Below are 25,477 nucleotides of genomic sequence, written 5' to 3'. Positions count from 1 at the left end.
TCAGTCAGCCCCCTGCATGGCGCCGCAATCCTGCACGTCTTCCCAGGCCACCGCGGGGTCCGGCCAGGGCGCGGTCAGCGCGGCGGCGCGGGCGGCGGACATCTCGGCCAGCGCCTCGCCCCGGATGCCATCCAGCTCGGCGGCGGCGATTCCCTCCGCCAGCAGGCGGTCGCGCAGGCGGCCGATCGGCTCCGCCGCCCGCGCCGCCTCCACATCCGCGGCCAGGCGCCAGGCGGCGGGGTCGGTGCTGGTATGGCCGGTCAGCCGATAGGTGGTGGCGTGCAGCAATTGCGGGCCGGAGCCGGCGCGGATTTCCGCCACCAGGCGCGACGCCGCCGCATCCACCGCCGCCGCGTCATTGCCATCCACCGTCACGCCCGGCACGCCGAGGGAGGCTGCGCGGGCGGCGACGCCAGGACCGGCGGTGACGCTGGCGGTTGCCGTGAAGGCGGCCACGCCGTTGTCCTCGCAGACGAAGAGCACCGGCAGGCGGTACAGCGCGGCCCAGTTCAGCCCCTCCAGGAAGGGGCCGCGGTTGATCGCGCCATCGCCGAAGAAGCAGGCGACGATGGCGTCGGAGCCGAGCAGCTTCAGCCCCTGCGCGGCGCCCACCGCGATCGGGATGCCGCCGGCGACCACGCCATTGGCGCCCAGCATGCCGACGCTGAAATCCGCGATATGCATGGACCCGCCCTTGCCCCGGCAATGCCCGCCGGCGCGGCCGAACAACTCCTCCATCATGCCGGCAACCCCCGCGCCCTTGGCCAGCGCATGGCCATGGCCGCGGTGGTTGGAGGTGATGCGGTCATCCAGCCGCAGGTTCAGGCATAGCCCCGCGGCGACCCCTTCCTGCCCGATCGAGACATGCAGCGGCCCCGGGATCTCACCTGCCTTGTGCGCCGCCAGGGCGGTCTCCTCGAAGGCCCGGATGCGGCACATGGTGGTATACAGCGCGAGCAGCCGCGCGCGATTATCGCCGGTTCCGGTCATCCGCTTCCCCCATTCCCCCGCCCCCTGCGCACCGTGCTTCTGGTCTCGGCCGGACGGGGGGCTTGCGGAGCATGCGACAGCGCGCGAAGGAATCAAGCCGGGGGGGAACCGACATGGCCGATTTGGCGCCGCTGGTGATCGACAGCGTGACGCATCTGGATACCGCCTCGCGCGGCCGTGTGGCCTGCTGCGCCAGCCATGGCGGGGTCTATGCCGCCTGGTATGCGGCCCGGCACGGCGTCGCCGGGCTGCTGCTGCACGATGCCGGCATCGGGCGGGAGAGGGCGGGCGTCGGCGGCATCTTCTGGCTGGAATCCCGCTTCATCCCCGCCGCCGCCGTGGCGCATGACAGCGCGCGGATCGGTGATGGCGGGGATATGCTGGCGCGCGGCGTGCTCTCCAACGTCAATGCCCCCGGCTCCGCCCTCGGCCTGAAGATCGGCATGTCCGCGGCCGAGGCGCTCGATCGGCTGCTGGCCGCCCGGCTGCCGCCGGCGGAGGCACCGGGCAGCATGGATGAGGCGCGGCGCATCATCGCCACGGATGGCCCGGCGCAGATCGTGGCGCTCGACTCCAATGGGTTGGTGGGGCCGGAGGATGCCGGGCGCATCATCGTCACCGGCTCCCATGGCGGGCTGCTCGGCGGCCGCAAGGCCAGCGCGGTGAAGGCGGATGTGCTGGCCGCCATCTACAACGATGCCGGCATCGGCGCCGACCGGGCCGGCCTGTCCCGCCTGCCGGCGCTGGCCGAGCGTGGCATCGCGGCCGCCACCGTCTCCGCCTTCTCGGCCCGCATCGGCGACGCGATGAGCAGCTGGGAGGATGGCTACATCTCCGCCCTCAATGAACCCGCCGAGGCGCGCGGCGCCTGCATCGGCCTGTCCACGCGCGAATTCGTCGCCAAGATCCTGGAGAGCATTTGACCATGTCAGCCAATGCCACCCGCCGCATGACCGGCGGCGCCGCCCTCGCCGAGATGCTGAAACTGCACGAGGCCGCGCCGATGTTCGGCATGGGCGGTTTCCAGCTGCTGCCCTTCTACGAGGCCTGCCGCGTGCTCGGCGTGCAGCATTACCTGATCAACGACGAACGCTGCGGCGCCTTCGCGGCGGATGCCTATGCCCGCGTCACCAACAAGCCCGGCCTGGTGGACGGCACCTTCGGGCCGGGGGCGACGAACCTGGCCACCGGCCTGGCGGAGGCGTTCAACGCCGGCATGCCGATGGTCGCCATCATCGGCGACGCCAATCGCGAGCACGCCTGGAAGAACATGACGCAGGAGGCACGGCAATTGGACGTGCTGCGCCCCCTGGTGAAGGAGGCGATCCGCGTCGAGGTCATCTCCCGCATCCCGGAACACATCCGCCGCGCCTTTGCCGTGGCCACCTCCGGCCGCCCCGGCCCGGTGCTGATCGCCGTGCCGGAGGATATCGCCCATGGCGAACATGACTTCGACGCCAGCGATTTCTGGTTCGACCCGGGCACGCTGCGCGCCCAGGCCCGCCGGTCCCGCCCGGCGCGGGACGACCTGGCGCGCGCCGCGGCGCTGCTGGCCAAGGCGGAACGCCCGCTGATCCTGGCCGGCGGTGGCGTGCATATCAGCGAGGCTTACGAAGCACTCGCGGCGCTGGCCGAGGCGCAGGGCATCCCCGTGGCGCATACCATGTCCGGCAAGGGCGCCATCGGCTGCAACCATGCACTCTCGGCCGGCGTCTTCGGCCGATATTCGCGCATCGCCAACGACCTGATCGGGATGAGCGACTGCCTGCTGGTGGTCGGCTGCAAGCTGGGCGAGATCGCCACAAAGCGCTTCTCCCTGATGCCCAACGGCGTGCCGCTGATCCACCTGGATATCGTGGCGGAGGAAATCGGCCGAACCACCCGCCAGGATGTGGCACTGGTCGGCGATGCGCGCAGCGGGCTGGAGGATCTGCTGGCCGAGCTCGGCCCGCGCAAGGGCGGTCGCGCCGACTGGTGTGCGGAGGTGCCGAAGCGCATGGCAGCCTGGCTGGAATCAGCAAAAGACCGGCTGGAATCGGTGGAATCCCCGATCAATGTCGGGCGCCTGATGGGCGAGCTGAACAAGATCATGCCGGCGGATGCCGTGCTGGTGGCCGATGGCGGCTTCGCCGGGCATTGGGGCGGGCTGCTGTTTGATACCAAGCGGGCCGGGCGCGGCTTCGTGGCCGATCGCGGCTTCGCCTCCATCGGCTATGGCGTGCCGGGGGGCATCGGGGCGCAGATCGGGGTGGGGAAGGGGCGGCGCGTGGTGTCGCTGACCGGCGATGGCGGCTTCAACATGTCGATGGGTGATCTGGAGACGGCGCGGCGCGTCGGCGCGCCGATCGTCGCCTGCATCTTCAACAATGCGGCCTCGGGTTACGTGAAGGCGCTGCAGCACGCCGTCTTTGGCCCCGGCAGCTACCAGTCCAGCGACCTGGTGGAGATGAACTACGCCAATATCGCCAATGCCATGGGCTGCCAGGGCATCCGCGTGGAGGACCCGGAGAAGCTCGCCGGCGCCATCCGGGCGGGGCTGGAGAACACGGATACGCCCACGGTGCTCGACATCGTCGTCACGCGCGACCCGGCGAAGATGCTGCCGGCCGCCGACAACCGTACGCTGAAGGTGAACAAGGGCGACCGGCCGGTCTGATGTTTCCCGTCTGATTTTTCCGGCGCGTCATCGAAATGTCGTAACGCTTTCGCGAGGTTCGCCGAATACTCTGGCGAACCTCGGAGGGCGCCCATGTCCCGCATCCTGATCCTGTCGCCGCGCTACATCACCCTCACGCTGGTGGTGGCGGCGATGGTCGCCAGCCTGGCGGGCCTGGCGTTCTCACCCGGGTCCTGGCCCTGGCTGCTGCCGCTGCTGGCGGTCTCCGGCGGCCTGTCCGCGCTGGGCTTCCGGGACCTGTTCCACCCGACCCACGCCATTCTCCGCAGCTATCCCATTGCCGCGCATCTCCGCTTCATCATGGAGGAGATCAGGCCGGAGATGCGGCAGTATTTCTTCGAGGATGAGAAGAACGGCATGCCCTTCTCCCGCGACAAGCGGGCGGTGGTGTACCAGCGCGCCAAGAACCAGCTCGACAAGCGACCCTTCGGCACGCAGTACGATGTCTATGAGAACGGCCATGAATGGCTGCACCATTCCATGGCGCCGCGGCCGCTGGCCCAGGCGCCGGCACGGGTGACGGTGGGCGGGCCGGATTGCCTGGTGCCCTACAGCGCATCGCTGTTCAACATCTCCGCCATGAGCTTCGGCTCGCTTTCGGCCAATGCCATCCGCGCGCTGAACCAGGGCGCCAAGGCGGGCGGCTTCGCGCATGATACGGGGGAGGGCGGGCTCAGCCCCTATCACCAGGAAGCCGGCGGCGACCTGATCTGGGAAATCGGCTCCGGCTATTTCTCGGCGCGCGATGCTGAGGGGCGCTTCGACCCGGCGCTGTTCGCGCGCAATGCCGCCGCATCCCAGGTGCGAATGGTGGAGCTGAAGCTGAGCCAGGGCGCCAAGCCCGGCCATGGCGGCGTGCTGCCGGCGGCCAAGGTCAGCGCGGAAATCTCCGCCACCCGCGGCGTGCCGATGGGGCAGGATTGCGTCTCCCCCTCCGGCCACAGCGCCTTCTCCACGCCGGTGGAGCTGCTGCATTTCGTGGCGGAGATGCGGCGCCTCTCGGGGGGCAAGCCCGCCGGCTTCAAGCTCTGCATCGGCCATCGCTGGGAATTCCTGGCGATCTGCAAGGCCATGCTGGAAACCGGCATCACGCCCGACTTCATCGTGGTGGACGGCACGGAGGGCGGCACCGGCGCCGCGCCGCTGGAGTTCATGGACCATCTCGGCATGCCGATGCGGGAGGGGCTGAACTTCGTCCATAACGCGCTGATCGGCGTTGGCCTGCGGGACCGCATCCGGCTCGGCGCCAGCGGCAAGATCGCCAGCGCCTTCGACATCGCCCGTGCGCTGGCGCTCGGCGCCGATTGGTGCAACGCGGCGCGCGGCTTCATGTTCGCGCTGGGCTGCATCCAGTCCCTGTCCTGCCATACGGATCGCTGCCCGACCGGCGTGGCGACGCAGGACCCGACGCGATCCCGTGCCCTGGTGGTGCCGGACAAGGCGCAGCGCGTCGCGCAGTTCCACGGCGCCACGCTGCACGCATTGGCGGAGCTGGTGGCGGCGGCGGGGCTGGACCACCCGGCCGAACTCCGCCCGCACCATTTCTTCCGCCGCGTCTCCGCCCAGCAGGTGCAGAGTTTTTCGGAATTGTTCCCCGAAGTTGCGCCGGGCGAATTGCTGCGGGGTACGCAGGATGCTCGGTTCCGGGACGCCTGGATGATGGCGGACCCGAACTCCTTTGCGCCCCGTGCAAAACCCGCCGTGGTTCTGGAGCCGGAAGCGGTTTGAGCCCTATCCTGCCGGAAAACCGGCAGGGGACGCGGCATGGGTACGGCGACGGCGATGAATCTCGGGCGGCTGCTGACGCAGACCGCGCGCCGCATCCCGGGTGCGCCGGCCCTTGTCTGGGGCGACCGGGCTTGGTCCTTCGCCGAGCTGGATGCGCGGGTGGACCTTCTGGCGCAGGCGCTGAGGGGCCTCGGCGTCGCCAAGGGCGACCGCGTGCTGGTGCATTCGCGGAACACCAACGCGATGTTCGAGAGCATCTTCGCCTGCTTCAAGATCGGTGCCGTCTGGGTACCGACCAACTACCGGCTGACGCCCGCGGAGGTCGCCTGGCTCGGCGCCTCCTCCCGCGCCGCGGTGATGCTGCGGGATGCGGGCTTCGCCGGCCATGCCGCGGCGGTGCGCGACGCCAGCCCGCATCTGCGCAATGTCATCGCGGTCGGCGATGCGGGGCCGGGGGAACAGGATTACGAGGCGCTGCTGGCCGCGGCGGAGCCGCCGCCACCGGACCATGAGGCGGAGGTGGCGGCGGGCGATCCCTGCTGGTTCTTCTATACCTCCGGCACCACCGGCCGGCCCAAGGCGGCGGTGCTGACGCATGGGCAGATGGCCTTCGTCATCACCAACCACCTGGCCGACCTGGTGCCCGGCACGACGGAGCGCGATGCCTCGCTGGTGGTGGCGCCGCTGTCGCATGGCGCGGGCATCCACCAGCTCGGCCAGGTGGCGCGCGGCGCGGTGACGGTGCTGCTGCATGGGGAGAAGCTGGACCCGGAGCAGGCCTGGGCGCTGGTGGCGCGCCACCGCGTGACCAATATGTTCACCGTGCCCACCATCCTGACCGCACTGGTGCGCCACCCCTCGGTGGACCGGCACGACCATGCCAGCCTTCGCCATGTGATCTATGCCGGCGCGCCGATGTACCAGGCCGACCAGGCGGAGGCGCTGGCGAAGCTGGGCCCCTGTCTGGTGCAGTATTTCGGCCTGGGCGAGGTCACCGGCAATATCACCGTGCTGCGGCCGGACCAGCACACGCCGGAGAATGCCGGCAGCTGCGGCATGGCGCGCACCGGCATGGACATCGCCATACTGGACGAACGCGGCGCCCGCCTGCCGCCCGGCGAGATCGGCGAGATCTGCGTCCGCGGCCCCGCCGTGTTCGCCGGCTATTTCGAGAATGAGGAGGCGAACCGGAAGGCCTTCGTCGGCGGCTGGTTCCACACCGGCGACCTCGGCCTGCTGGATGCGCGCGGCTTCCTGTTCATCACCGGACGGGCCTCCGACATGTACATCTCCGGCGGCTCCAACGTGTATCCGCGGGAGGCGGAGGAGGCGATCCTGACCCATCCCGCGGTGGCGGAGGTGGCGGTGGTCGGCCTGCCGCATCCGAAATGGGGCGAGGCCGGGGTGGCCTGCGTGGTCTGCCGCGACGGTTCGATGGTGGAGGAGGCGGCGCTGCTGGCCCACCTCGCCCCGATGCTGGCCCGCTTCAAGCAGCCGCTGCGGGTGGTGGTGTGGGATGCGCTGCCGAAATCCGGCTATGGCAAGGTGCCGAAGGCGCTGATCCGGGCCAAGTTGGAGGAGCTGGGGATCGGCTTCTGACGCATCCCTCGCATGCGCCCCTTACGGCCGCGTTATGGCTGTCCCCCGGATTTTGCATCCGTTTTGTTCATGCTGCAGTGCAATATATGGGGCGCAACAGCGGGGCGGCGAAGGCCGCCGGGGAATCATGGAAGACACATTCGATCTGCTGGACGGGCTGTGGCTGGTCCTGCCGGCGCTCTGGCTCGCCGGGCTGGCCGCCTTCCTGCGCGACTGGCGCCGGCCGAGCGCAGCGGGACCGGAGCAGGCGCGCTGCGGCCTGCCGCGACAGCCTCTCACGCCGCCGCCGGCGATCGCCTGGCTGCGCGGTGCGGCGCACCCGGACTGGATCAAGCCGATCTGGCTTCAGCGTCGCCGCCCGGCGATGTAGCTGACCCCCGTGGCGCCCGCGATTTCCGCATGCGGCGTGTCGCGGGGCACCTCGAAGACCTCGCCCGGGCCGTAGCTGCGCCGGGTGCCGCCACTTTCCAGGATCAGCGAGCCGGACAGGATCAGCAGCCGCGCGTCGAAGTTGTGGCTGTGCTCCGGCGTCGTGTCCCCGGCTGGCAGGTCCTGGCCGACGCTTTCCGTGAAGCCGGCCCGCGGCAACGCCGCCTCGAACGCCGTGCGGTCCATCCCCGTCTCCCCGCTTGCCATTAACTGGTCTAGCCTTGCGGCGATCATCGCCCGGAGACCTTCATGTCCGCCACCCTCTTCGCCAATGCCCGCATCCTCGATGGCCGAGTCGATGGCGGGATCGAGGGCCATGTCCTGGTCGAGGACGGCCGGGTGAAGGAGGTTTCCGACAAGCCGATCTCCGCCACCGGCGCTCGCCAGGTGGATGTTGCCGGCCGCACCCTGATGCCGGGGCTGATCGACGCGCATGTGCATGTGATCTCCACGACGGTGAATTTCGGGCTGAACGCGCTGCTGCCGGATGCAGTCATCGCCTTCCGCGCCTCGCGCATCATGAACGCCATGCTGATGCGCGGCTTCACCACCATCCGCGACCTCGGCGGCGCGACGCAGGGGCTGCGCGTGGCCTGGGAGGAAGGCGGCTTCGACGGGCCGCGCATGGTGCTCTGCGGCAAGGCAATCTCCTCCACCGGCGGGCATTCCGATGGTCGTGGGCGCTATGATGGCCGGGACATGAGCTATCTTGAGGGCCGCCTCGGCTGCCTCGGCCGGATCGCGGATGGCGTGGATGCGGTGCGGCGCGCCTGCCGGGAGGAAATCAAGGCCGGCGCCGACTACATCAAGATCATGGCGAATGGCGGTGTCGCCAGCCCCACCGATCCGATCGCTTTCCTCGGCTATTCCATGGACGAGATGCGCGCGGCGGTGGAGGAGGCGCAGATGGCGCAGACCTATGTCGCCGCCCACCTCTACACCGACGAGGCGATCAGCCGCGCGGTGGATGCCGGCGTGCGCAGCCTGGAGCATTGCAACCTCATCGAGGAAGCCACCGCCCGCAAGGCGGCGAAGGCCGGCGCCATCGCCTGCCCGACGCTGGTGACCTATGAGGCGCTGAAGAATGAGGGCGCGAGCTACGGCCTCGGCCCGGAAAGCGTGGCGAAGATCGACACGGTCCGCCTGGCCGGCCTGGCGAGCCTGGAGAAGATGCAGCGCGCCGGCCTGACCATGGCCTATGGCAGCGATCTGCTGGCCGAGATGCATCGCCACCAGTCGGATGAATTCGTCATCCGTGGCCGCGTGCTGCCGGCGATGGAGGTGATCCGCTCCACGACGGTCCATGCGGCGAAACTGCTGCGGATGGAAGGCCAGATCGGCACCATCGAACCGGGCGCTTATGGCGACCTGGTGGTGGTGGAGGGCGATCCGCTGAAGGATCTGTCGCTGCTGACCGGGCAGGGGAAGCACCTGTCGGCGATCATGCAGGGCGGGCGCTTCATCAAGGACCAGCTGGCGGCGTGATCCACCCCGAGGACCGCATCCCGCACGCCCCGCTGCCTTTCCGGCCGCAGCTCACCTGGCCGGGGGGCGCGCGGCTGGCGGTCTGGGTCTGTCCGAATATTGAGCATTACGAATTCCTGCCCGCCCAGCAGGGCAGCCCGCGCGACCCCTGGCCGCGCACGCCGCATCCGGATGTGCTGTCCTATTCGCTGAAGGACTACGGCAACCGCGCGGGCGTCTGGCGGATGATGGAATGCCTCGACACCCACGGCATCCGCGGCAGCGTCTCCTTCTCCATGAGCGTGGGCGACATGTTCCCCGAGATCCTGGACGGGATGATGAAGCGCGACTGGGACGTGTTCAGCCACGGCCTTTACAACACCCGCTACCACTGGAACCTGCCCGAGGACGCCGAGCGGGCCGAGATCGAGGCCAGCGTCGCCGCCTGGAGGCGCCTGACGGGGCGACAGCTGCGCGGCTGGTTCTCGCCGGCCGCGTCGAACACGCTGCGCACGCCCGACCTGGTGGCGGAGGCCGGCATCTCCTACCTGTGTGACTTCTACCATGACGACCAGCCGACGCCGATCCGGGTGCGCAGCGGCCGCCTGGTCTCCATCCCCTATACGATGGACCTCAACGACGCGGTGATGATCGGCGCCGGCGCGGCGGAGGGCGCGGATTTCCTGCGCGCCGGGCTCGACATGTTCGAGACGCTGTATGCCGAAGGTGCGACGCAGCCGCGGGTCATGTGCATCGCGCTGCACCCCTACATCATGGGCCGGCCGCACCGCATCCGCTTCCTCGACGAGCTGCTCGGGCATATCCGGCGGCATGAGGGGGTGTGGTTCGCGACCGGCGCCGAGATGGCCGACTGGTATCTTGCCAACCACTACGACGCGGCGATGGGCGCATGATCCGCCGCGGCATGGACCACGCCATCCACGGCTTTTCCGCGCAGCCGACGCGGCCCGATTTCCGCTGGCCCGGCGGGCGTCGCGTCGCGGTCTATCTGCTGCTGCATCTGGAGCACACGGAGCTCCAGCCGCCGGAGGGCACGCACCGCGACCCGCGCTTTCGCGGTGCCTTCTTCAGCGGCAATCCGGACTGGACCACCTATACCCAGCGCGACTACGGCAACCGCATCGGCGCCTGGCGTATCCTGGAACTGCTGGACCGCCTGCACCTGCCGGCCAGCGTCGCCGTCAACCTGATGGCCGCGCAGCGCCACCCGGAGCTGGTCGCGGCCTACCGGGACCGGGGGTATGAGCCCGTTGCGCATGGCCTGGCGGCCAGCCGCATGACAACCGGCCGGATGACGGAGGCGGAGGAGGCCGCGCAGATCGCGCGGGTGCGGGATGAACTGGCGAAACTCTGGCCGGGTGCCACCGGCTGGCTCGGCCAGGACCACGGTGCCACGCCGCATACTACGCGGCTGCTGGCGGAGGCCGGCTTCGACTACGGCCTGGACTGGGCCAATGACGAGGAGCCCTATCTGCACGCCTCCGGCCTGCTCGCCCTGCCGCCGCCCGGCGAGTGGGATGATGTGCAGACCCTCTGGCTGCGCCGCGTCCCAGCCCCGTCCTGGCCGGCCCTGGTGGCGGAGGCCTTGGACCGCCTGCTGGCGGAACCCCGCGGCGGGCGCGTGCTGGCCCTGGGCATCCACCCATGGCTGCTCGGCGCGCCGCATCGCATCCGCTACCTGGGCGAGGCACTGGCTGACCTCGCCCGCCGCACCGACCTGCACATCGCCACCGTCGGGGCGCTGGCGATCCAGGCGCGTGCCGCGATTGCTTCAGCCGGCGGCGCAGAAGCGCAGCAGCAGCGGTAGTACCACCACCGCCGCAAGCCCGCCGAAGAACACCAGCTTGCGCGTCGGCGTACGGAGGATGACCTGGCCCTGCCGGGCCTCCTCCGCCGTCGCCGGGCGGGGCTTCTGTGGCTCAGCCACGATGGAAGCGATGGTGCCGCGGTCGCGCCATCATCCCCATGGCGGCGATGCCGGCAGCGGCCAGCACGCCCAGCGTCGTGCCCGGGTTCCGCAGCGCCTTGTTGTACAGGCTGTGGCTGAACAGGTGGCCCTGGTCCCCGTAGCGGTCCCCGTCCTCGCCGGCGCTGTGCAGGTTGTCCGGCGTCTCCCGCGGCGGACGGCCGGCCTGCTTCGCGGTCTTGTAGTAGGCGTAGGTGAAGACGCGGTCCGTCAGGCTCGGCACTACCCGCGCGGCGGCCACCATGCCGCGGCCCCAGCCGCCGACGATGCGGTTGCGGGTCGGGTGTTCGGCCGCATGCAGGACGGCATTCGCCACCACCTCCGGCGCATAGACCGGCGGTGGCACCTGGCTCGCCTCGTCCATGTAGTTCTTCGCATGCTCGCCGAAGGGCGTGTCGATGCCGGAGGGCTGGATCAGCGTGATCGAAACCGGCGCCCCCTCATGCAGCATCTCCATCCGCAGGCTGTCGGTGAACCCCTTCACCGCATGCTTCGTCGCCGTATAGGCGCCGAGCAGCGGGGAGGGCATGTCGGAGGAGATCGAGCCCATGTTGATCAGCGCGCCGCCGTTCCGCTTCAGCTCCTTCAGCGCCACCAGCGAGCCATGCACGACGCCCCAGTAGTTGGTCTGGAAGATCCGTTCATGATCCTCGGGCGTCATCTCCTCGAGCGTCGCATAGACGCCGATGCCGGCATTGTTCACCCAGGTGTCGAAGCCGCCGAATTCGGCCCGCGCGACCTCCGCGATGCGGTCCACATCCTCCCGCACCCCGACATCGGCGACCACGGTGGCGCAGCGGCCGCCACTTCCACGGATGCCGGCGCAGATCTCGGCCAGGGCTTCCTCGTTCCGCGCGGCCAGCACGACGGCGGCGCCACGCGCGGCGGCCTTGCAGGCGGTGGTGAGGCCGATGCCGGAGGTGGCGCCGGTGATGACGATGACCTGGTCGGCCAGCGGCTTGAGGCGGTGCGTCATGACAGTGCTCCCGTGAAATACGGGAGACTCAACCGGTCAATGGCATGGGTGTTGCCCCCGGTGAACGCCTCGTGACCCTGGAACCGGCAGGGTCACGCCCAGGGGGCAGGCCGGGCCGGCCCTAAATGAACTGCCCGCGCAGGAAGCCCAGAGCGGGCAGGGGGCTCCAGGCCTTGGGCAGATCGGCGCGGCGGATCGGTGCGACGGAATAATGCGGTACCGGCTGTTTCGAGCGCCGCAGGAAATCCTCATAAGCCGAGACCTGCTGCGCCCTCCAGGCCCGGTCTTCCAGCGCTGCCATGCGGTTGCGGTAGACATTGGCGACGCGCGAAAGGCGCCCTGCCGTGGCGATCACGGCCCAGAGCGTGTCGTCGTCCCGGCCCCCCGAGGAGGCGACGCCGAGAGGAGTAAGATGCTGCACGGCCCTCAGGGTCGCAAACCCGCCGCTGCCGGGTCAAGCATCGGGTGCGTCATCGTCCCGCCCTTTGCGCCGCCGGCGCTTCGTGGGATCAGACATTCCGGTAAGGAGATGCATTCGGATGATCGACCTCTACACCTGGAACACGCCGAACGGCCGCAAGATCTCGGTTGCCCTGGAGGAAATGGGGCTGCCCTACACCGTTCACACGGTGAACATCTCGAAGAACGAGCAGTTCGAGCCAGCCTTCCTCAAGATTTCGCCGAACAACCGGATTCCGGCGATCACCGATCCGGATGGTCCCGACGGGCAGCCGATCAGCGTCTTCGAATCCGGCGCCATCCTGCTGTACCTGGCGGAGAAGACCGGAAAGTTCATGCCGAAGGACCCGCGCGGCAAGGTCGCGGTGCTGGAATGGCTGATGTGGCAGATGGGCGGCTTCGGCCCGATGCCCGGCCAGGTGCACCACTTCCTGATGCAGCCCGAGGGCCCGGCGCGGGACTATGGCTTCAAGCGCTACCACACCGAGACGAAGCGCCTGTATGGCGTGCTGGACCGCCGCCTGGCCGGCCGGGACTTCGTGGCGACGGAAGGCGAGCCCAGCATCGCCGACTTCGCCATTCTCGGCTGGGCCTGGCGGCATGAGCGGCATGAGGTGCCGTTCGACGACCTGCCGAACGTGGCGGCCTGGTACGCCCGCATGATGGCCCGCCCGGCGACGCAGCGCGGCTTCGAAGTGGCCCTTTCCTGACTGCTGCACCCCTCTCCGCCGGCGGCGGGGAGGGGCCTCCGCAGGATCTTATCGCCGCAGGCGCGCCCCTATCGCCGCAGGCGTGACAAGGTATCGGCCTCCGCCGCGGCGGTGATGGCGGCCACATCGGCCGGCAGCAGCAGCCGCTCCGCCGCCAGCCGCTCCGCCGCCGCCTTCACCGCGGCCACATAGGCCGGAGGGGTCGCGTAGCGTTCGGCCAGCGAAGGCCGCGGGTCGCCTGCCGCCTCCCGCTCCGCCCGCGTCGCGGCGAAGGGCACCACGGCGCCGGTGTTGTAGCAGAGCGCCCCTTCCGCGAAGCCGGCCGCGCGCGGGTTCCAGCCGGTGTAGGTCGCCTTCGGCACCTCGATCACCGGGCTGCGCAGCCCGCCTACCGCATTGCCATCCGCATCCACCCGCGGCACCAGCACGGCATATTCGCCGCGCACCACCGGGGGCATCACATCATTGTCCACCAGCTGCGCCGGCCCCACCGTGCCGCGGTAGCCAAGTGCCGGAATGGCCGGGTAGGCGCCCTCCACCGGCACCAGCGTGCCATGCGCACGCATCGGGAAGCGGCTGGCCGGCGGTTCCACGCCCTCGCGCATCCATTGCTCCATCGCCACCAGCAGCGCCCGCATCGGCGCGCCGGCCTGCAGCGGGTTCACCGGCAGGGCGCAGCGGTTGATGCGGTTGGCCACCGCGGTGGCGACGGCGAAATGCGGATGACCGGTCAGGGTATAGGCGCGCACCTCCGGCGGCAGGTCCAGATGCTGGCCCCGCGTATCCGTCACCAGCAGGGAAGCCCGCGCGCCCCAGAACTCATATTCGCTGTCGGTCTGCATGATGCGGGGGCAGGTGGCGCTGATGCGGCAGCGCAGCATCAGCCCGTCCCGCCGCCCGGTCAGGTGGTCCTCCGTCACCGCATAGGTGAAGGGGAACTGGTCGGCCGGGTAGTGGCGATCGGCATGCGGGGTCGGGTTGCGGCCGGGCTGGGCGAAGCGCGCATTGGTGTAGGTGCGGCGCGTGCCGGGGATATGCGGCAGCATCGCCTCATAGACTTGGCGGCCGCGCTCATCCTCGTTGAAGCCGAGATACAGGTAGTCCCGCACCATCCGCCCGGATTGGGAGATGCCGTGCAGCACCGCCCGGTCCACCGCGACGCGCCCGGCCACCGCCAGCGGATTCGCGGCGCTACGGTCGCGCCGCAGGAAGCTGGCCACATCCCGCATCGCGGCGAAGGCGATGCCCTGCACGGAGGGGTCCTTCGCCGTGTAGATGAATTCGTACAGCGCCCCGGCATCCAGGCCGGGCGGCCGCGTGATCTCGATGCGCTGCGGGTCGAGGAAGCGGAAGGCCAGCCCGGGCGGGGTCTGCCGCGCATCCCCGGCCTGCACCCGCGCCGTGAGGGTCGCGCCCGCCTCGCTGGCGGCCGGATAGGTCAGCCGGACGGTGACCGGGCTGGTCGTGTTGTCGAACAGGAACTCCTCCCGCGACGGCCCGGTGACGCCCTGCAGCACCGGCGCCTCCAGCCGCAGCCCGGCGCCGCGGCCTTCGCCCGGCGGGATATCGGCCTGCCAGCCGACCCAGACCATGGTGTAGCCCTGCTGCATCAGGAAGCCGTTGCCGGGGGCGCGGTTCAGCAGCAGCGCATTGGCCACGCCGTCGTTGTAGAGCTGGCCCATCAGCTCCCGCCCGCGATTCGGCACCTCCACGATCATGGTGCCGTTGCCGCGCAGCGGTTCCGCGGGCCGCAGGATCACCACCTCCGTCACCGCCTCGACCCGGCCCTGGGCGTTACGGGGTGCGCGGTCCAGATCCACGATCACCGCGTTGCGCGGGTCCGCGGGGTCCAGCGCCAGGGTCGCGCGCGCGGCAATCCGCTCATAGGCGCCGGCGGTGCCGAAGGATTGCCCGTTGAAGGCGGGCTCCGGCGTGCCGGTGATCTCGAAGCGGGTGACTTCGGCGGCGGCGGGTGCCGCCGAGCCGAACAGGCCGATCAGGGCCAAGGCGCTGAATCGCATGTGTCGTTTCCCCCGCGGCCCAGGCCGCTTTCATTCTTGCGGCGAATCTTCGGCCCGCACGGCTCGCCGCGCAAGACCCTGTCGGGAGGCGCTTGCCCCCCCGGCCCCGCCCGGCTAAAGAGCGCGCTGCATACGTCGTGCAACTTCACACCCTGAGGAGGGGTGGCCGAGTGGCTGAAGGCGACGGTTTGCTAAACCGTTATAGGGGTAAAACCCTATCGAGGGTTCGAATCCCTTCCCCTCCTCCAGTTTCAATGGCTTACGAGCATTTTCCATAGCCCGTCGCACGACGGTTCTTTGGGCATTGTGCCGACCCAGGCTCGGGACGGACCGTCGGTGCCGTACAGGCGGGTGCTGTCGCATCAGGGCCGCGACTCAATCAGCGTGGCAGCCCTGGTCCCCCAGGAACACGCGGCAGCGCGGCGCCATGCGCAGCAGGTCGGGTGCCACGGTGATGTCGGCGATGCGGCCGGGGCTGAGCAGGAAGGCGCGAGGCCGTCCCCGCCCATCGGCTATGGCGTGGATCTTTGTCGCGCGGCCGCGGCGCGGGCGGCCGATGGCCTGGGCCGCAGAGGCGCGTTGTGCCTTCACGGCGGAGCTGTCGATCATCGCCACGTCGGCAGGACGCATCCGCCAGCGCATAGAAGATGCGCATCCGAAGCCCGCGCCCGCTCCGAGGGTTCCATTGGTTGTCGATCGCCGGGCCGTCCTTCCAGCGGCAACCCGAGCGAAGCACCTGCACGGTGCCGCTGATGACGCGGCAATGGTCCACGCGCTCCAGAAGTGGCCGGAACACGTCTCCTTCCCGAACAACATCGCAATGCTGCCGGTGCCGCTGAAACGCCGTGCGCTCAACATCCCCGAAAAAGGTCCGGCATTTGATGCGGGAGTATGGGCTGGACGCAGTCTTGCGCCGCCCATCCGGCCCCGCCTAGGCTTTGCCGCGACCCGATCAGGCCGTTATGCCAGAGCACGGTCAAGTCTTCTGACGGGTGGTTGCTGGGGCAGGACATTTTCGGGCGGCCGATCAAGCGCGCCCGTCATCTGGATGTCCGGGAAAGGTAGAGCACGACTGCATGGTGACCCCACCCGCCGCTTTTCCTTCGGTCATGGCCCCAGCGATGCCACGACGCGCACCACGCTCCGGCCCGCGCGGCGGCAGCTTCTCAGCAGAAATGCGCGAGGCTGTCGTCACCGCACTTGCGGGGATGGAACTGCGGCGGGATCTGCTGATCGAACACCTGCACGCGCTGCAGGACCGCTACGGCTGCCTGCGGGAAGGCCACCTGCTGGCCCTGGCGGCGATGCTGCGCCTGGCGCCGGTCGAGGTCTTCGAGGTCGCCACCTTCTACGCGCATTTCGACGTGGTGGACGACGCCGCGCCGGGGCCGGAGCTGATGACGGTGCGGATCTGCGAAAGCCTGCCCTGTGCCATGGCCGGCGCGGCGCGGCTGATGCAGGCACTGCGCGATGCGCCCATCGCGGGTGCAAGGCTCGTCACCGCCCCCTGCATGGGCGCCTGCCACCATGCGCCAGCCTGCGCCGTCGGCCATGATCTGGTCGAGGCGGCGACGCCGGATCGTGTCGCCCGCGCCGTGGCCGGCCATGTGCCGGAGATGCCGGCGCCGCCAGCGCTTGCGGATTACCGCGCCCGCGGCGGCTACCGCGTGCTTGCCGCGGCACTGGCCGGCGACCTGCCGCGCGAAGTCATGCTGACGCGGATCCAGGAGGCCGGCCTGCGCGGCCTCGGTGGCGCAGGATTCCCTGCGGCCCGGAAGTGGGCGCTGGTGCGCGCCCATCCCGGTCCGCGCCATGTCGTGGTGAATGCCGACGAAGGCGAGCCCGGCACCTTCAAGGACCGCTATTGCCTGGAGACCGAGCCGCACCGCGTGCTGGAAGGCATGCTGCTCGCCGCGCATGCCGTGCAGGCAGATGCCTGCTGGATCTACCTGCGTGACGAATACCCGCATCTGCGCCGCGCCCTGGAACGCGAGATTGCCGCACTGGCCTATGCCGGCCTGGCCGGGGTGCCGATCCATCTGCGCCGCGGCGCCGGCGCCTACATCTGTGGCGAGGAGACGGCGCTGCTGGAAAGCCTGGAGGGACGCCGCGGCTATCCCCGGCACAAGCCGCCCTTTCCCGGCGAAGCGGGACTGTTCGGGCAGCCGACGCTGATCCACAACGTGGAGACCCTGTGGTTCCTGCCGCAGATCCTGGGCAGGCCGGAAGGTCCTGCCGAATATGCGGCGCAGGGGCGGCGCGGGCGCACCGGCCTGCGCTTCTTCTCGGTGTCCGGCCGCGTGCGCGATCCCGGAGAAAAGCTGGCGCCCGCCGGGGTCACCGTGCGCGAGTTAATCGAGGAATTCTCCGGCGGCATGGCACCGGGACATCGCTTTGCGGCCTATCTGCCCGGCGGAGCCTCCGGCGGCATCCTGCCGGAGCATCTCGGCGACCTGCCGCTGGATTTCGGCACGCTGGATGCGCAGGGCTGCTTCGTGGGCTCCGGCGCCGTGGTGGTGCTGTCGGACCAGGACGACCTGCCAGAGGCGGTGCGCAACCTGCTGCGCTTCTTCCGGGATGAAAGCTGCGGCCAATGCACCCCGTGCCGGGTCGGCACCGCCAAGGCCACGCATCTGCTGCAGGCGCCGGTATGGGACCGCGCGCTGCTGAAGGACCTGGCGCAGGGCATGGCCGATGGCTCGATCTGCGGGCTTGGCCAGGCGGCGATGAACCCGGTGCTGACCCTGCTGCGCCACTTTCCCGAAGACATGGTGCCATGACGATCCGCTTCTCGCTCGATGGCCGGGACGTGGAGGCCGCGCCCGGCGAGACGATCTGGCAGGTCGCGACGCGCCTCGGCGTGGAGGTGCCGCATCTCTGCCACCTCGATCGCCCGGGCTACCGTCCCGACGGCAACTGCCGTGCCTGCCTGGTCGAGGTGACCGGGGAGCGCGTGCTGGCCGCGTCCTGCATCCGCAAGCCGAGCGAGGCCATGGTGGTGCGGACCGCGACACCTCGCGTGCAGCATGCGCGCCGGATGGTGTTCGAGCTGCTGCTGGCGGACCAGCCCGGCGTGGACGCGCGCGATCCCTCCGGCGTCTTCGCGCGCTGGGCGCGGCATGTCGGCGTCACGGAAAGCCGCTTCGCTGCGGAGCAGCATGTGCCGCGCGTGGATGCGAGCCACCCGGCCATGCTCGTCCAGCTCGACGCCTGCATCCAGTGCGGGCTTTGCGAGCGTGCCTGCCGCGAGGTGCAGCATAACGATGTCATCGGTCTCGCCCATCGCGGGATCGGCGTGCAGGTGGTGTTCGATACGGCGACGCCGATGGGCCAGAGCACCTGCGTCGCTTGCGGGGAATGCGTGCAGGCCTGCCCGACCGGCGCGCTGCTGCCGAAATCCGTGGTGGACCAGGCCGGCCAACGCAGCCAGGCGGCGGAGCGCGTGGTGCCAAGCGTCTGCCCCTATTGCGGCGTCGGCTGCCAGGTGGATTTCAGGGTGCGTGACGATGCCATCGTCGAGGTGACGGGGCGCGACGGGCCCTCAAATCTCGGCCGGCTCTGCGTGAAGGGGCGCTTCGGCTTCGACTACGTGCGCCACCCCGAGCGGCTGACGGTCCCACTGGTACGGCGGGAGGGGGCGGCGAAGGAGCCCGGCGACTGCGTCGATCTCGGCCAGGCCCGCGGAAAGTTTCGCGAGGCAAGCTGGGAGGAGGCGATGGCACGTGCGGCGGAGGGGCTTCGCCGCGTCCGCGACACGCGTGGGCCGGATGCATTGGCCGGCTTCGGCTCGGCCAAGGGCTCCAACGAGGAGGCCTACCTGTTCCAGAAGCTGGTCCGCACGGGCTTCGGCACCAACAACGTGGACCATTGCACGCGGCTCTGCCACGCGGCCTCGGTCGCCGCGCTGCTGGAGGGCATCGGCAGCGGCGCCGTCACCGCCCCCTTCACCGCGGCGATGGAGGCGGAGGTGATCGTGGTGATCGGCGCGCGCCCGACCGAGAATCATCCCGTCGCCGCCACCTTCCTGAAGGAGGCCGCCGCGCGCGGCGCGAAGCTGGTGGTCATGGACCCGCGCGGCACCGGGCTTGATCGGCACGCGACGGAGGTGGTGCGCTTCGCGCCGGGCCGCGACGTGCCGCTGCTGAATGCCATGCTGCACGTCATCATCATGGAGGGGTTGCACGACCGGCAATATGTGGCGGCGCATCTGGAGGATTTCGAGCAGCTCCGCAGCCATGTCGCGGCGCTGACGCCGGAGGCCATGGCGCCGATCTGCGACGTGCCCGCCGAGCAGATCCGCCGCGTCGCGCGCCTGTTCGCCCGTGCCGACCGCGCCATGATCCTCTGGGGCATGGGGATCAGCCAGTCCACCCACGGCACGGACAATACCCGCTGCCTGATCGCGCTCGCGCTGCTCTGCGGCCATGTCGGGCGGCCCGGCACCGGGCTGCACCCGCTGCGCGGGCAGAACAACGTCCAGGGCGCGTCCGATGCCGGGCTGATCCCGATGGCCTTCCCGGACTACCACCCCACCGGCGAGGACGCGGCCCGCGCGCGGCTGGAAGCGCTGTGGGGTGCGCGGCTCGATCCGCGGCCGGGCCTCACCGTGGTCGAGATCATGGGCGCCATGGAGCGAGGCGAGATCGCCGGGATGTACGTGATGGGCGAGAACCCGGCGATGTCGGACCCCGACCTCGTGCACGCCCGCGCGGCGCTGGCGAAGCTCGACCACCTGGTTGTGCAGGACCTGTTCCTGACGGAAACGGCGGCTTTGGCCGATGTGGTGCTGCCGGCCTCCGCCTGGCCGGAAAAGGACGGCACCGCGACCAACACCAACCGCCAGGTGCAGATGGGCCGTGCCGCGCTGCCGCTGCCCGGCCAGGCGCGCCAGGACCTCGACATCATCGTGGACCTGGCCCGGCGACTTGGACTGGACTGGAGCTACACGCATCCGCGCGAGGTCTTCGCCGAGATGGCGCTGGCCATGCCGAGCCTCGATCACATCACCTGGGACCGCCTGCTGCGGGAGGACAGCGTCACCTATCCCTGCCTTGGTCCGGACCAGCCGGGGCAGGCCATCGTCTTCGGCGACGCCTTCCCGACCGTCACGGGCCGCGCGCGGCTGGTGCCGGCCAACCTGCTCGATCCGGCGGAGATGCCGGATGCGGACTTCCCCTTCGTGCTGACGACCGGGCGCGAGCTGGAGCATTGGCACACCGGCGCCATGACCCGGCGCGCGGGCGTGCTGGATGCGCTGCAGCCCGGGCCCACCGCCTCGCTGGCGCCGGAGGTGCTGCGGCGGCTTGGCGTGGCCCCGGGCGGGCGCCTGCGCCTGTCCACGCGCCGTGGCGCAGTGGAGCTTTCCGCGCGCGCCGACCCGGACCTGCCGGAAGGCCTCGTCTTCATGCCCTTTGCCTATCGCGAGGCAGCAGCCAACCTGCTGACGAACCCGCAGCTTGATCCCTTCGGGAAGATTCCGGAGTTCAAGTACTGCGCCGTGCGCGTCGAAGCCGTCTGACGCGCCGCTCCAGCTCCGGTCCGCCCCGGCATCACGTCCCGCTGACTGCCGGAAAATCTTCTTGTCGACGCCGGTAACCTCCGCCACCGTGATCCCAAGGTGTCTTGCCTACTGCGCGTCGTGCTTCCGGGTGCATCGCAGAGGGTTGGATGATGGCAAAGGCGGAACAGCCGGCCGGCCCCGCGGCCGGCGCCAGTGACCGGCCCGCCTGGTGCGGGAAGCGCTTCCCTGCGCTGCAACATGGGTCCGCGCGACTGTGCGGCAACGGGGTGGCGCCGCCATGGCCGTTGCACTGATCCTTGTCCTGGTCGCAGTCGGATCGGTGGCGTTCCACCTGCTCAGCCCCTGGTGGTGGACGCCGATCGCCTCCAACTGGAGCTACATCGACGCCACCATCACCGTCACCTTCTGGATCACCGGCGTCGTCTTCGTCGCCGTTGTCGGCTTCATGGCCTACTGCGTGTTCCGCTTCCGCAGTACGCCAGGCAGGCGCGCCGTCCATGAGCCTGAGAACAAGCGGCTGGAGGTCTGGCTGACGGTCGCGACGGCGCTTGGCGTCGCGGCGATGCTGGCACCCGGCCTCTTTGTCTGGCACCTGTTCGTCACGCCCCCGGCAGACGCGACCGAGATCGAGATCATCGGCCAGCAATGGCAATGGAGCTACCGTCTTCCCGGCGAGGACGGGCGGCTCGGCGCGGTGGATACGCGCCTGGTCTCGCCGGACAACCTGCTTGGGCTGGTGCCAGGCGATCCGGCCGGGCGGGACGACGTCATCATCCAGGCCGATGACTTCCACCTGCCGATCGGGCGCCCGGTGAAGGTTCTCCTGCGCTCGGTGGATGTGCTGCACAATTTCTACGTGCCGGAGTTCCGGGCCAAGATGGACATGATCCCGGGCTCCGTGACCTATTTCTGGTTCACACCAACCCGCACCGGCACCTTCGACGTGCTCTGCGCCGAGCTTTGCGGCTCCGGTCACGCCGTCATGCGCGGGCGCGTCGTCGTGCAGACGGCGGAGGAGTACCAGGCCTGGCTCGGCGGCCAACGCCGCTTCGCGCAGGCTGCGGGAGACACCAGGTGAAACGGTGGAGTTCCACATCTGCGCGGCATGGCGCCGCAGGTGACATTCGGCTGGCTTGTTGAGCCCGCGGCGCGCGCGTCGCCGGCCAGCAGGGAGGTAGGCGAACCGATGAGCGAACTGGCGCATGGCACCGGCGGCCTGATCCCGGCGGCAGAAGTGCCGGAGATGGAACTGCCCCACCCACATGGCTGGTGGAGCACCTATGTCTTCAGCCAGGACGCCAAGGTCATCGGCATCCAGTACTCGCTGACCGCCATCGCGATCGGGATGGTGGCGCTGGTGCTGTCCTGGCTGATCCGGCTGCAGCTCGGCTTCCCCAACACCTTCACCTTCATCGAGCCGCAGGCCTACTACCAGTTCATCACCATGCACGGCATGATCATGGTGGTGTACCTGCTGACCGCGTTGTTTCTCGGCGGTTTCGGCAACTACCTCATCCCGTTGATGCTCGGCGCGCGGGACATGGTGTTCCCCTTCGTCAACATGCTGAGCTTCTGGGTCTACCTGCTGGCCGTGCTGGTGCTGGTGGCAAGCTTCTTCGCCCCCGGCGGGCCCACCGGTGCGGGATGGACGCTCTATCCACCGCAGGCGATCCTCTCCGGCACGCCGGGACGGGAGTGGGGCATCGTGTTGATGCTGCTTTCGCTCTGCCTGTTCATCGCCGGCTTCACCATGGGCGGGCTGAACTACGTGGTGACGGTGCTGCAGGCGCGCACGCGCGGCATGACGCTGATGCGCATGCCGCTGACGGTCTGGGGAATCTTCACCGCCACGGTCATGGCGCTGCTGGCCTTCCCGGCGCTGTTCGTGGGCGCGGTGATGATGCTGCTCGACCGGCTGATCGGCACCAGCTTCTTCATGCCGACGCTGGTCGAGTTCGGTGAACGGCTCCGCTACGGCGGCGGCAGCCCGATCCTGTTCCAGCACCTGTTCTGGTTCTTCGGCCACCCGGAGGTCTACATCGTGGCGCTGCCGGCCTTTGGCATCGTCTCCGACCTGATCAGCACGCATGCGCGGCGCAATATCTTCGGCTACCGCATGATGGTCTGGGCCATCGTCATCATCGGCGCGCTGAGCTTCATCGTCTGGGCGCACCACATGTATGTCAGCGGGATGCATCCCTGGTTCGGCTTCTTCTTCGCCACCACCACGCTGATCATCGCCATCCCGACCGCCATCAAGGTCTACAACTGGCTTCTGACGCTGTGGCGCGGCAACATCCATCTCAATACGCCGATGCTCTTCGCGCTCGGATTCATCGTCACCTTCGTCAATGGCGGGCTGACCGGGCTGTTCCTGGGCAACGTGGTCGTGGACGTGCCGCTGTCGGACACGATGTTCGTGGTGGCGCATTTCCACATGGTGATGGGCGTCGCGCCGGTGATGGTGATCTATGGCGGGATCTATCACTGGTACCCGAAGATCACGGGACGGATGCTCGACGAGACCATGGGGAAGATCCACTTCTGGATCACCTTTCTCGGCGCCTATGCGATCTTCTTCCCGATGCACTATCTCGGGCTGCTCGGCGTGCCGCGACGCTACCACGAGATCGGCGAGACCGCCTTCGTGCCGGCGTCGGCGGGGGATCTGAACGCCTTCATCAGCGTGGTGGCGCTGGTGGTGGGCGCGGCACAGATGCTGTTCCTGTTCAACCTGGCCTGGAGCCTGCGCCACGGCAGGGCATCCGGGCCCAATCCCTGGCGCGCCACGACGCTGGAGTGGCAGACACCCGAAACCCCGCCGGGCCACGGCAATTGGGGACCGGAGCTACCGGTGGTGCATCGCTGGCCCTACGATTATTCGGTGCCGGGCGCGAAGGAGGACTTCGTGCCGCAGAACCAGCCCGACCCGTCACCCTCGCATGCGGCGAGGGGGCTGGCGACATGACGGTGACGCTCCTGCTGCTCGGCGTGCTGGCCGCATTCGGCGGGTGGTGGCTGGTGCGGCAGGGGATCGTGAGCCGGCCCTGGCTGGAGACGGGTCCGCTGGAGGAGGCCTCGCCGCGCGGCGCCGTTGCGCTGCCTGCGGCGAAGCTCGGGCTCGGCGTCTTCATCGGGGTCGCCTCCGCGCTCATGGCGCTGCTGCTCAGCGCCTACGCCATGCGGATGACGCTGCCGGACTGGAGCCCGCCGCCGCAGCCGCGGCTGCTCTGGGTGAACACGGCGGTGCTCGTGCTGGCGAGCCTGGCGCTGCAGCGCGCCCTGCGCGCGGCGCAGGAAGGCGACCGCAAGGGCGCGCGTTCCGGTCTGCTCGCGGGCGGCGCCGCGGGCCTGGCCTTCCTCGTGGGCCAACTCGCGGCATGGCGGGAGCTTGCGGTGGCGGGCTACCTGCCGGCCAACAACCCGGCCGATGCCTTCTTCTACCTCATCACCGCCGTGCACGGGCTGCACCTGCTTGGTGGGCTGGTGGCGCTGGGCAGGACCGAGGCAAGGCTGCGGCAGGGTGTCCCGGACGACCGGCTGCGGCTGAGCCTGGAGCTCTGCGCGACCTACTGGCACTTCCTGCTGCTGGTCTGGATCGTGCTGTTCTTCACACTTTCCTTCGCACCCTCATTCGACTGGCTCGTCGCGCTCTGCACCGCCCCGTTCAGGTAGGACCGGCCGATGAACACTGCACTCCTGCACACCCAGGCTGCCCGGCCCCCAGGCTGGCGTGGCGTCGTCGCGGACTGGTCCTCGGATCAGCGCGCCTTCAAGGGCGCGTCCTGGGGGAAGACCATGATGTGGATCTTCCTGCTCAGCGACACCTTCATCTTCGGCTGCTTCCTGCTGGCCTACATGACGGTGCGTGCCTCCACCACCGTCGCCTGGCCGAACCCCAGCGAAGTCTTCGCGCTCGAAATCGCAGGCACCAATTTTCCGCTGCTGCTGATCGCCATCATGACCTTCGTGCTGATCAGCAGCAGTGGCACCATGGCGATGGCGGTGAACTACGCCTATCGCCGCGACCGGGTGAAAACCACGGCGCTGATCCTGCTGACCGCGCTGTTCGGCGCCGCCTTCGTCGGCATGCAGGCATTCGAGTGGTCGAAGCTGATCCACGAAGGCGTTCGGCCATGGGAGAATCCCTGGGGTGCCGCGCAGTTCGGCGCGACGTTCTTCACCATAACGGGCTTCCACGGCACGCATGTGACCATCGGCGTGATCATGCTGCTCATCGTCGCGCGCAAGGTCTGGCGCGGCGACCTGGACCAGGAGCGGCCAGGCGGCCTGACCGGCCGCCGGGGTCGCTACGAAATGGTGGAGATCGCCGGGCTCTACTGGCACTTCGTGGATCTGGTGTGGGTCTTCATCTTCGCGCTGTTCTATCTCTGGTAGGAGGCGACCATGGCGGCGGCCCATGCAGCGGCCCATTCAGCGTCCCATTCAGCGTCGCCGACGGCGCATGAGGGACAGCAGCACCCGGTCCGGGTTTATCTCGTGGTCTGGGGCTGGCTTTTCGTCCTCAGCCTCTTCTCCTATCTCGTGGACTACTTCCACCTGCAGGGCGTGCTGCGGTGGGGGCTGATCCTGCTGTTCATGGGCCTGAAGGCCGCGCTGATCGTCGCCGTCTTCATGCACATGGTGTGGGAGCGTCTCGCCCTCGCCCTCGCCATCCTGCTCCCGCCAGTGGCCGTCCTGGTTTTTGCTGCGCTGATGGCCATCGAGTCCGAGCACACGCTGTGGATGCGCCAGACCTTCCTTGGCGTGGGAGACTGACATGAAGATGTGCACAGCCCGCAACGCCAGGGGAGGAGTGGATTGACACCCTCCTCGCCGCGTCGACGGCTCAGCAACCGGACCATCATCGGCCTCGGCCTGGCGGTCTGCATCCTGGTCGCGATCGGCCTGGCCTG

23 protein-coding genes and 1 tRNA gene are annotated in these 25,477 nt (G+C 69.4%); 17 read left to right on the top strand and 7 right to left on the bottom strand.

Annotated elements, in window-relative coordinates; genetic code table 11:
* The gene (locus tag HB662_RS21640) at positions 1–990 is read right to left on the bottom strand and encodes a thiamine pyrophosphate-dependent dehydrogenase E1 component subunit alpha (RefSeq protein ID WP_168052658.1); all 990 of its coding nucleotides are present in this window, start codon (positions 988–990) and stop codon (positions 1–3) included.
* Positions 991–1,103: 113 nt separating this feature from the next.
* Between HB662_RS21640 and HB662_RS21635 the strand changes: the two genes are divergently transcribed.
* The 5 genes from HB662_RS21635 (at position 1,104) to HB662_RS21615 (ending at position 7,364) form a co-directional block, all read left to right on the top strand.
* Positions 1,104–1,913, top strand: a complete 810-nt coding sequence (locus HB662_RS21635) for a hypothetical protein (protein WP_168052656.1) — start codon at positions 1,104–1,106, stop codon at positions 1,911–1,913.
* 2 nt (positions 1,914–1,915) lie between these two features.
* Positions 1,916–3,646, top strand: coding sequence for a thiamine pyrophosphate-binding protein (locus HB662_RS21630; protein WP_168052654.1), 1,731 nt, complete (start codon positions 1,916–1,918; stop codon positions 3,644–3,646).
* Between the two features lie 93 nt (positions 3,647–3,739).
* Positions 3,740–5,395 (top strand): FMN-binding glutamate synthase family protein, encoded by a 1,656-nt coding sequence (locus tag HB662_RS21625; RefSeq protein ID WP_168052652.1) that lies wholly within the window; start codon positions 3,740–3,742, stop codon positions 5,393–5,395.
* 36 nt (positions 5,396–5,431) lie between these two features.
* Complete coding sequence (locus HB662_RS21620; RefSeq protein WP_168052650.1) at positions 5,432–6,994, top strand: acyl-CoA synthetase; 1,563 nt, start codon at positions 5,432–5,434, stop codon at positions 6,992–6,994.
* A 127-nt stretch (positions 6,995–7,121) separates the two neighbouring features.
* Complete coding sequence (locus HB662_RS21615; protein WP_168052648.1) at positions 7,122–7,364, top strand: hypothetical protein; 243 nt, start codon at positions 7,122–7,124, stop codon at positions 7,362–7,364.
* On the opposite strand, the gene HB662_RS21610 is transcribed toward HB662_RS21615, so the two are convergent.
* Entirely contained in the window at positions 7,340–7,609 is a 270-nt protein-coding gene (locus HB662_RS21610) for a cupin domain-containing protein (protein WP_168052646.1), read from the bottom strand. The genes HB662_RS21615 and HB662_RS21610 overlap by 25 nt on opposite strands.
* A 63-nt stretch (positions 7,610–7,672) precedes the next feature.
* Between HB662_RS21610 and HB662_RS21605 the strand changes: the two genes are divergently transcribed.
* Genes HB662_RS21605 through HB662_RS21595 form a run of 3 tightly spaced genes read left to right on the top strand, consistent with a single transcriptional unit; the run spans position 7,673 to position 10,715 of the window.
* A complete protein-coding gene (locus tag HB662_RS21605; RefSeq protein WP_168052644.1) occupies positions 7,673–8,908 on the top strand; it encodes a metal-dependent hydrolase family protein in 1,236 nt (411 codons plus the stop codon).
* A complete protein-coding gene (locus tag HB662_RS21600; protein WP_168052642.1) occupies positions 8,905–9,801 on the top strand; it encodes a polysaccharide deacetylase family protein in 897 nt (298 codons plus the stop codon). Before HB662_RS21605 ends, HB662_RS21600 begins: the two co-directional genes overlap by 4 nt.
* Positions 9,798–10,715: a polysaccharide deacetylase family protein gene (locus HB662_RS21595; protein WP_168052640.1), complete on the top strand. Its 918-nt coding sequence runs from the start codon at positions 9,798–9,800 to the stop codon at positions 10,713–10,715. The genes HB662_RS21600 and HB662_RS21595 overlap by 4 nt, the downstream gene beginning before the upstream one ends.
* Here the strand turns inward: HB662_RS21595 and HB662_RS21590 are convergent.
* The 3 genes from HB662_RS21590 to HB662_RS21580 form a co-directional block, all read right to left on the bottom strand.
* Positions 10,680–10,835, bottom strand: a complete 156-nt coding sequence (locus tag HB662_RS21590; RefSeq protein ID WP_168052638.1) for a peptide ABC transporter permease — start codon at positions 10,833–10,835, stop codon at positions 10,680–10,682. The two genes, HB662_RS21595 and HB662_RS21590, sit on opposite strands and share 36 nt — an antisense overlap.
* Complete coding sequence (locus HB662_RS21585) at positions 10,828–11,850, bottom strand: SDR family oxidoreductase (RefSeq protein WP_168052636.1); 1,023 nt, start codon at positions 11,848–11,850, stop codon at positions 10,828–10,830. Before HB662_RS21585 ends, HB662_RS21590 begins: the two co-directional genes overlap by 8 nt.
* A 121-nt stretch (positions 11,851–11,971) precedes the next feature.
* Entirely contained in the window at positions 11,972–12,271 is a 300-nt protein-coding gene (locus HB662_RS21580) for a hypothetical protein (RefSeq protein WP_168052634.1), read from the bottom strand.
* A 118-nt stretch (positions 12,272–12,389) separates the two neighbouring features.
* Between HB662_RS21580 and HB662_RS21575 the strand changes: the two genes are divergently transcribed.
* A complete protein-coding gene (locus HB662_RS21575; protein WP_168052632.1) occupies positions 12,390–13,019 on the top strand; it encodes a glutathione S-transferase family protein in 630 nt (209 codons plus the stop codon).
* Positions 13,020–13,087: 68 nt separating this feature from the next.
* Here the strand turns inward: HB662_RS21575 and HB662_RS21570 are convergent, their stop codons facing one another.
* Positions 13,088–15,040 carry an alpha/beta hydrolase domain-containing protein gene (locus HB662_RS21570; RefSeq protein WP_168052630.1) on the bottom strand — a complete coding sequence of 651 codons (1,953 nt, stop codon included), beginning with the start codon at positions 15,038–15,040 and terminating at the stop codon, positions 13,088–13,090.
* Positions 15,041–15,196: 156 nt separating this feature from the next.
* Here HB662_RS21570 and HB662_RS21565 point away from each other — a divergent pair.
* Positions 15,197–15,288 (top strand) — tRNA-Ser (locus HB662_RS21565).
* Positions 15,289–15,415: 127 nt separating this feature from the next.
* Here HB662_RS21565 and HB662_RS21560 read toward each other — a convergent pair.
* Positions 15,416–15,670 (bottom strand): transposase, encoded by a 255-nt coding sequence (locus tag HB662_RS21560; protein ID WP_168052628.1) that lies wholly within the window; start codon positions 15,668–15,670, stop codon positions 15,416–15,418.
* A 545-nt stretch (positions 15,671–16,215) separates the two neighbouring features.
* Between HB662_RS21560 and HB662_RS28845 the strand changes: the two genes are divergently transcribed.
* The 7 genes from HB662_RS28845 to HB662_RS21530 all read left to right on the top strand — a co-directional run bounded on the left by HB662_RS28845 (position 16,216) and on the right by HB662_RS21530 (position 25,340).
* Positions 16,216–17,820, top strand: coding sequence for an NADH-ubiquinone oxidoreductase-F iron-sulfur binding region domain-containing protein (locus HB662_RS28845; RefSeq protein ID WP_245185796.1), 1,605 nt, complete (start codon positions 16,216–16,218; stop codon positions 17,818–17,820).
* Entirely contained in the window at positions 17,817–20,558 is a 2,742-nt protein-coding gene (gene fdhF, locus HB662_RS21555; protein WP_209443407.1) for a formate dehydrogenase subunit alpha, read from the top strand. Before HB662_RS28845 ends, fdhF begins: the two co-directional genes overlap by 4 nt.
* A gap of 280 nt (positions 20,559–20,838) precedes the next feature.
* Entirely contained in the window at positions 20,839–21,639 is an 801-nt protein-coding gene (gene coxB / locus HB662_RS21550; protein WP_168052624.1) for a cytochrome c oxidase subunit II, read from the top strand.
* Between the two features lie 108 nt (positions 21,640–21,747).
* On the top strand, positions 21,748–23,529 hold the full coding sequence (gene ctaD / locus HB662_RS21545; protein WP_168052622.1) for a cytochrome c oxidase subunit I: 1,782 nt from the start codon (positions 21,748–21,750) through the stop codon (positions 23,527–23,529).
* Entirely contained in the window at positions 23,526–24,236 is a 711-nt protein-coding gene (locus HB662_RS21540; protein WP_168052620.1) for a cytochrome c oxidase subunit 3, read from the top strand. The genes ctaD and HB662_RS21540 overlap by 4 nt, the downstream gene beginning before the upstream one ends.
* A gap of 9 nt (positions 24,237–24,245) precedes the next feature.
* The gene (locus HB662_RS21535; protein WP_168052618.1) at positions 24,246–24,959 is read left to right on the top strand and encodes a heme-copper oxidase subunit III family protein; all 714 of its coding nucleotides are present in this window, start codon (positions 24,246–24,248) and stop codon (positions 24,957–24,959) included.
* A 9-nt stretch (positions 24,960–24,968) separates the two neighbouring features.
* Entirely contained in the window at positions 24,969–25,340 is a 372-nt protein-coding gene (locus HB662_RS21530) for a cytochrome C oxidase subunit IV family protein (RefSeq protein WP_168052616.1), read from the top strand.
* The last annotated feature ends 137 nt before the right edge of the window (positions 25,341–25,477 follow it).

It is taken from the genome of Falsiroseomonas frigidaquae (assembly GCF_012163145.1).
Taxonomy (GTDB): Bacteria; Pseudomonadota; Alphaproteobacteria; order Acetobacterales; family Acetobacteraceae; genus Falsiroseomonas; species Falsiroseomonas frigidaquae.
This window is presented reverse-complemented; position numbering and strand designations above follow the sequence as displayed.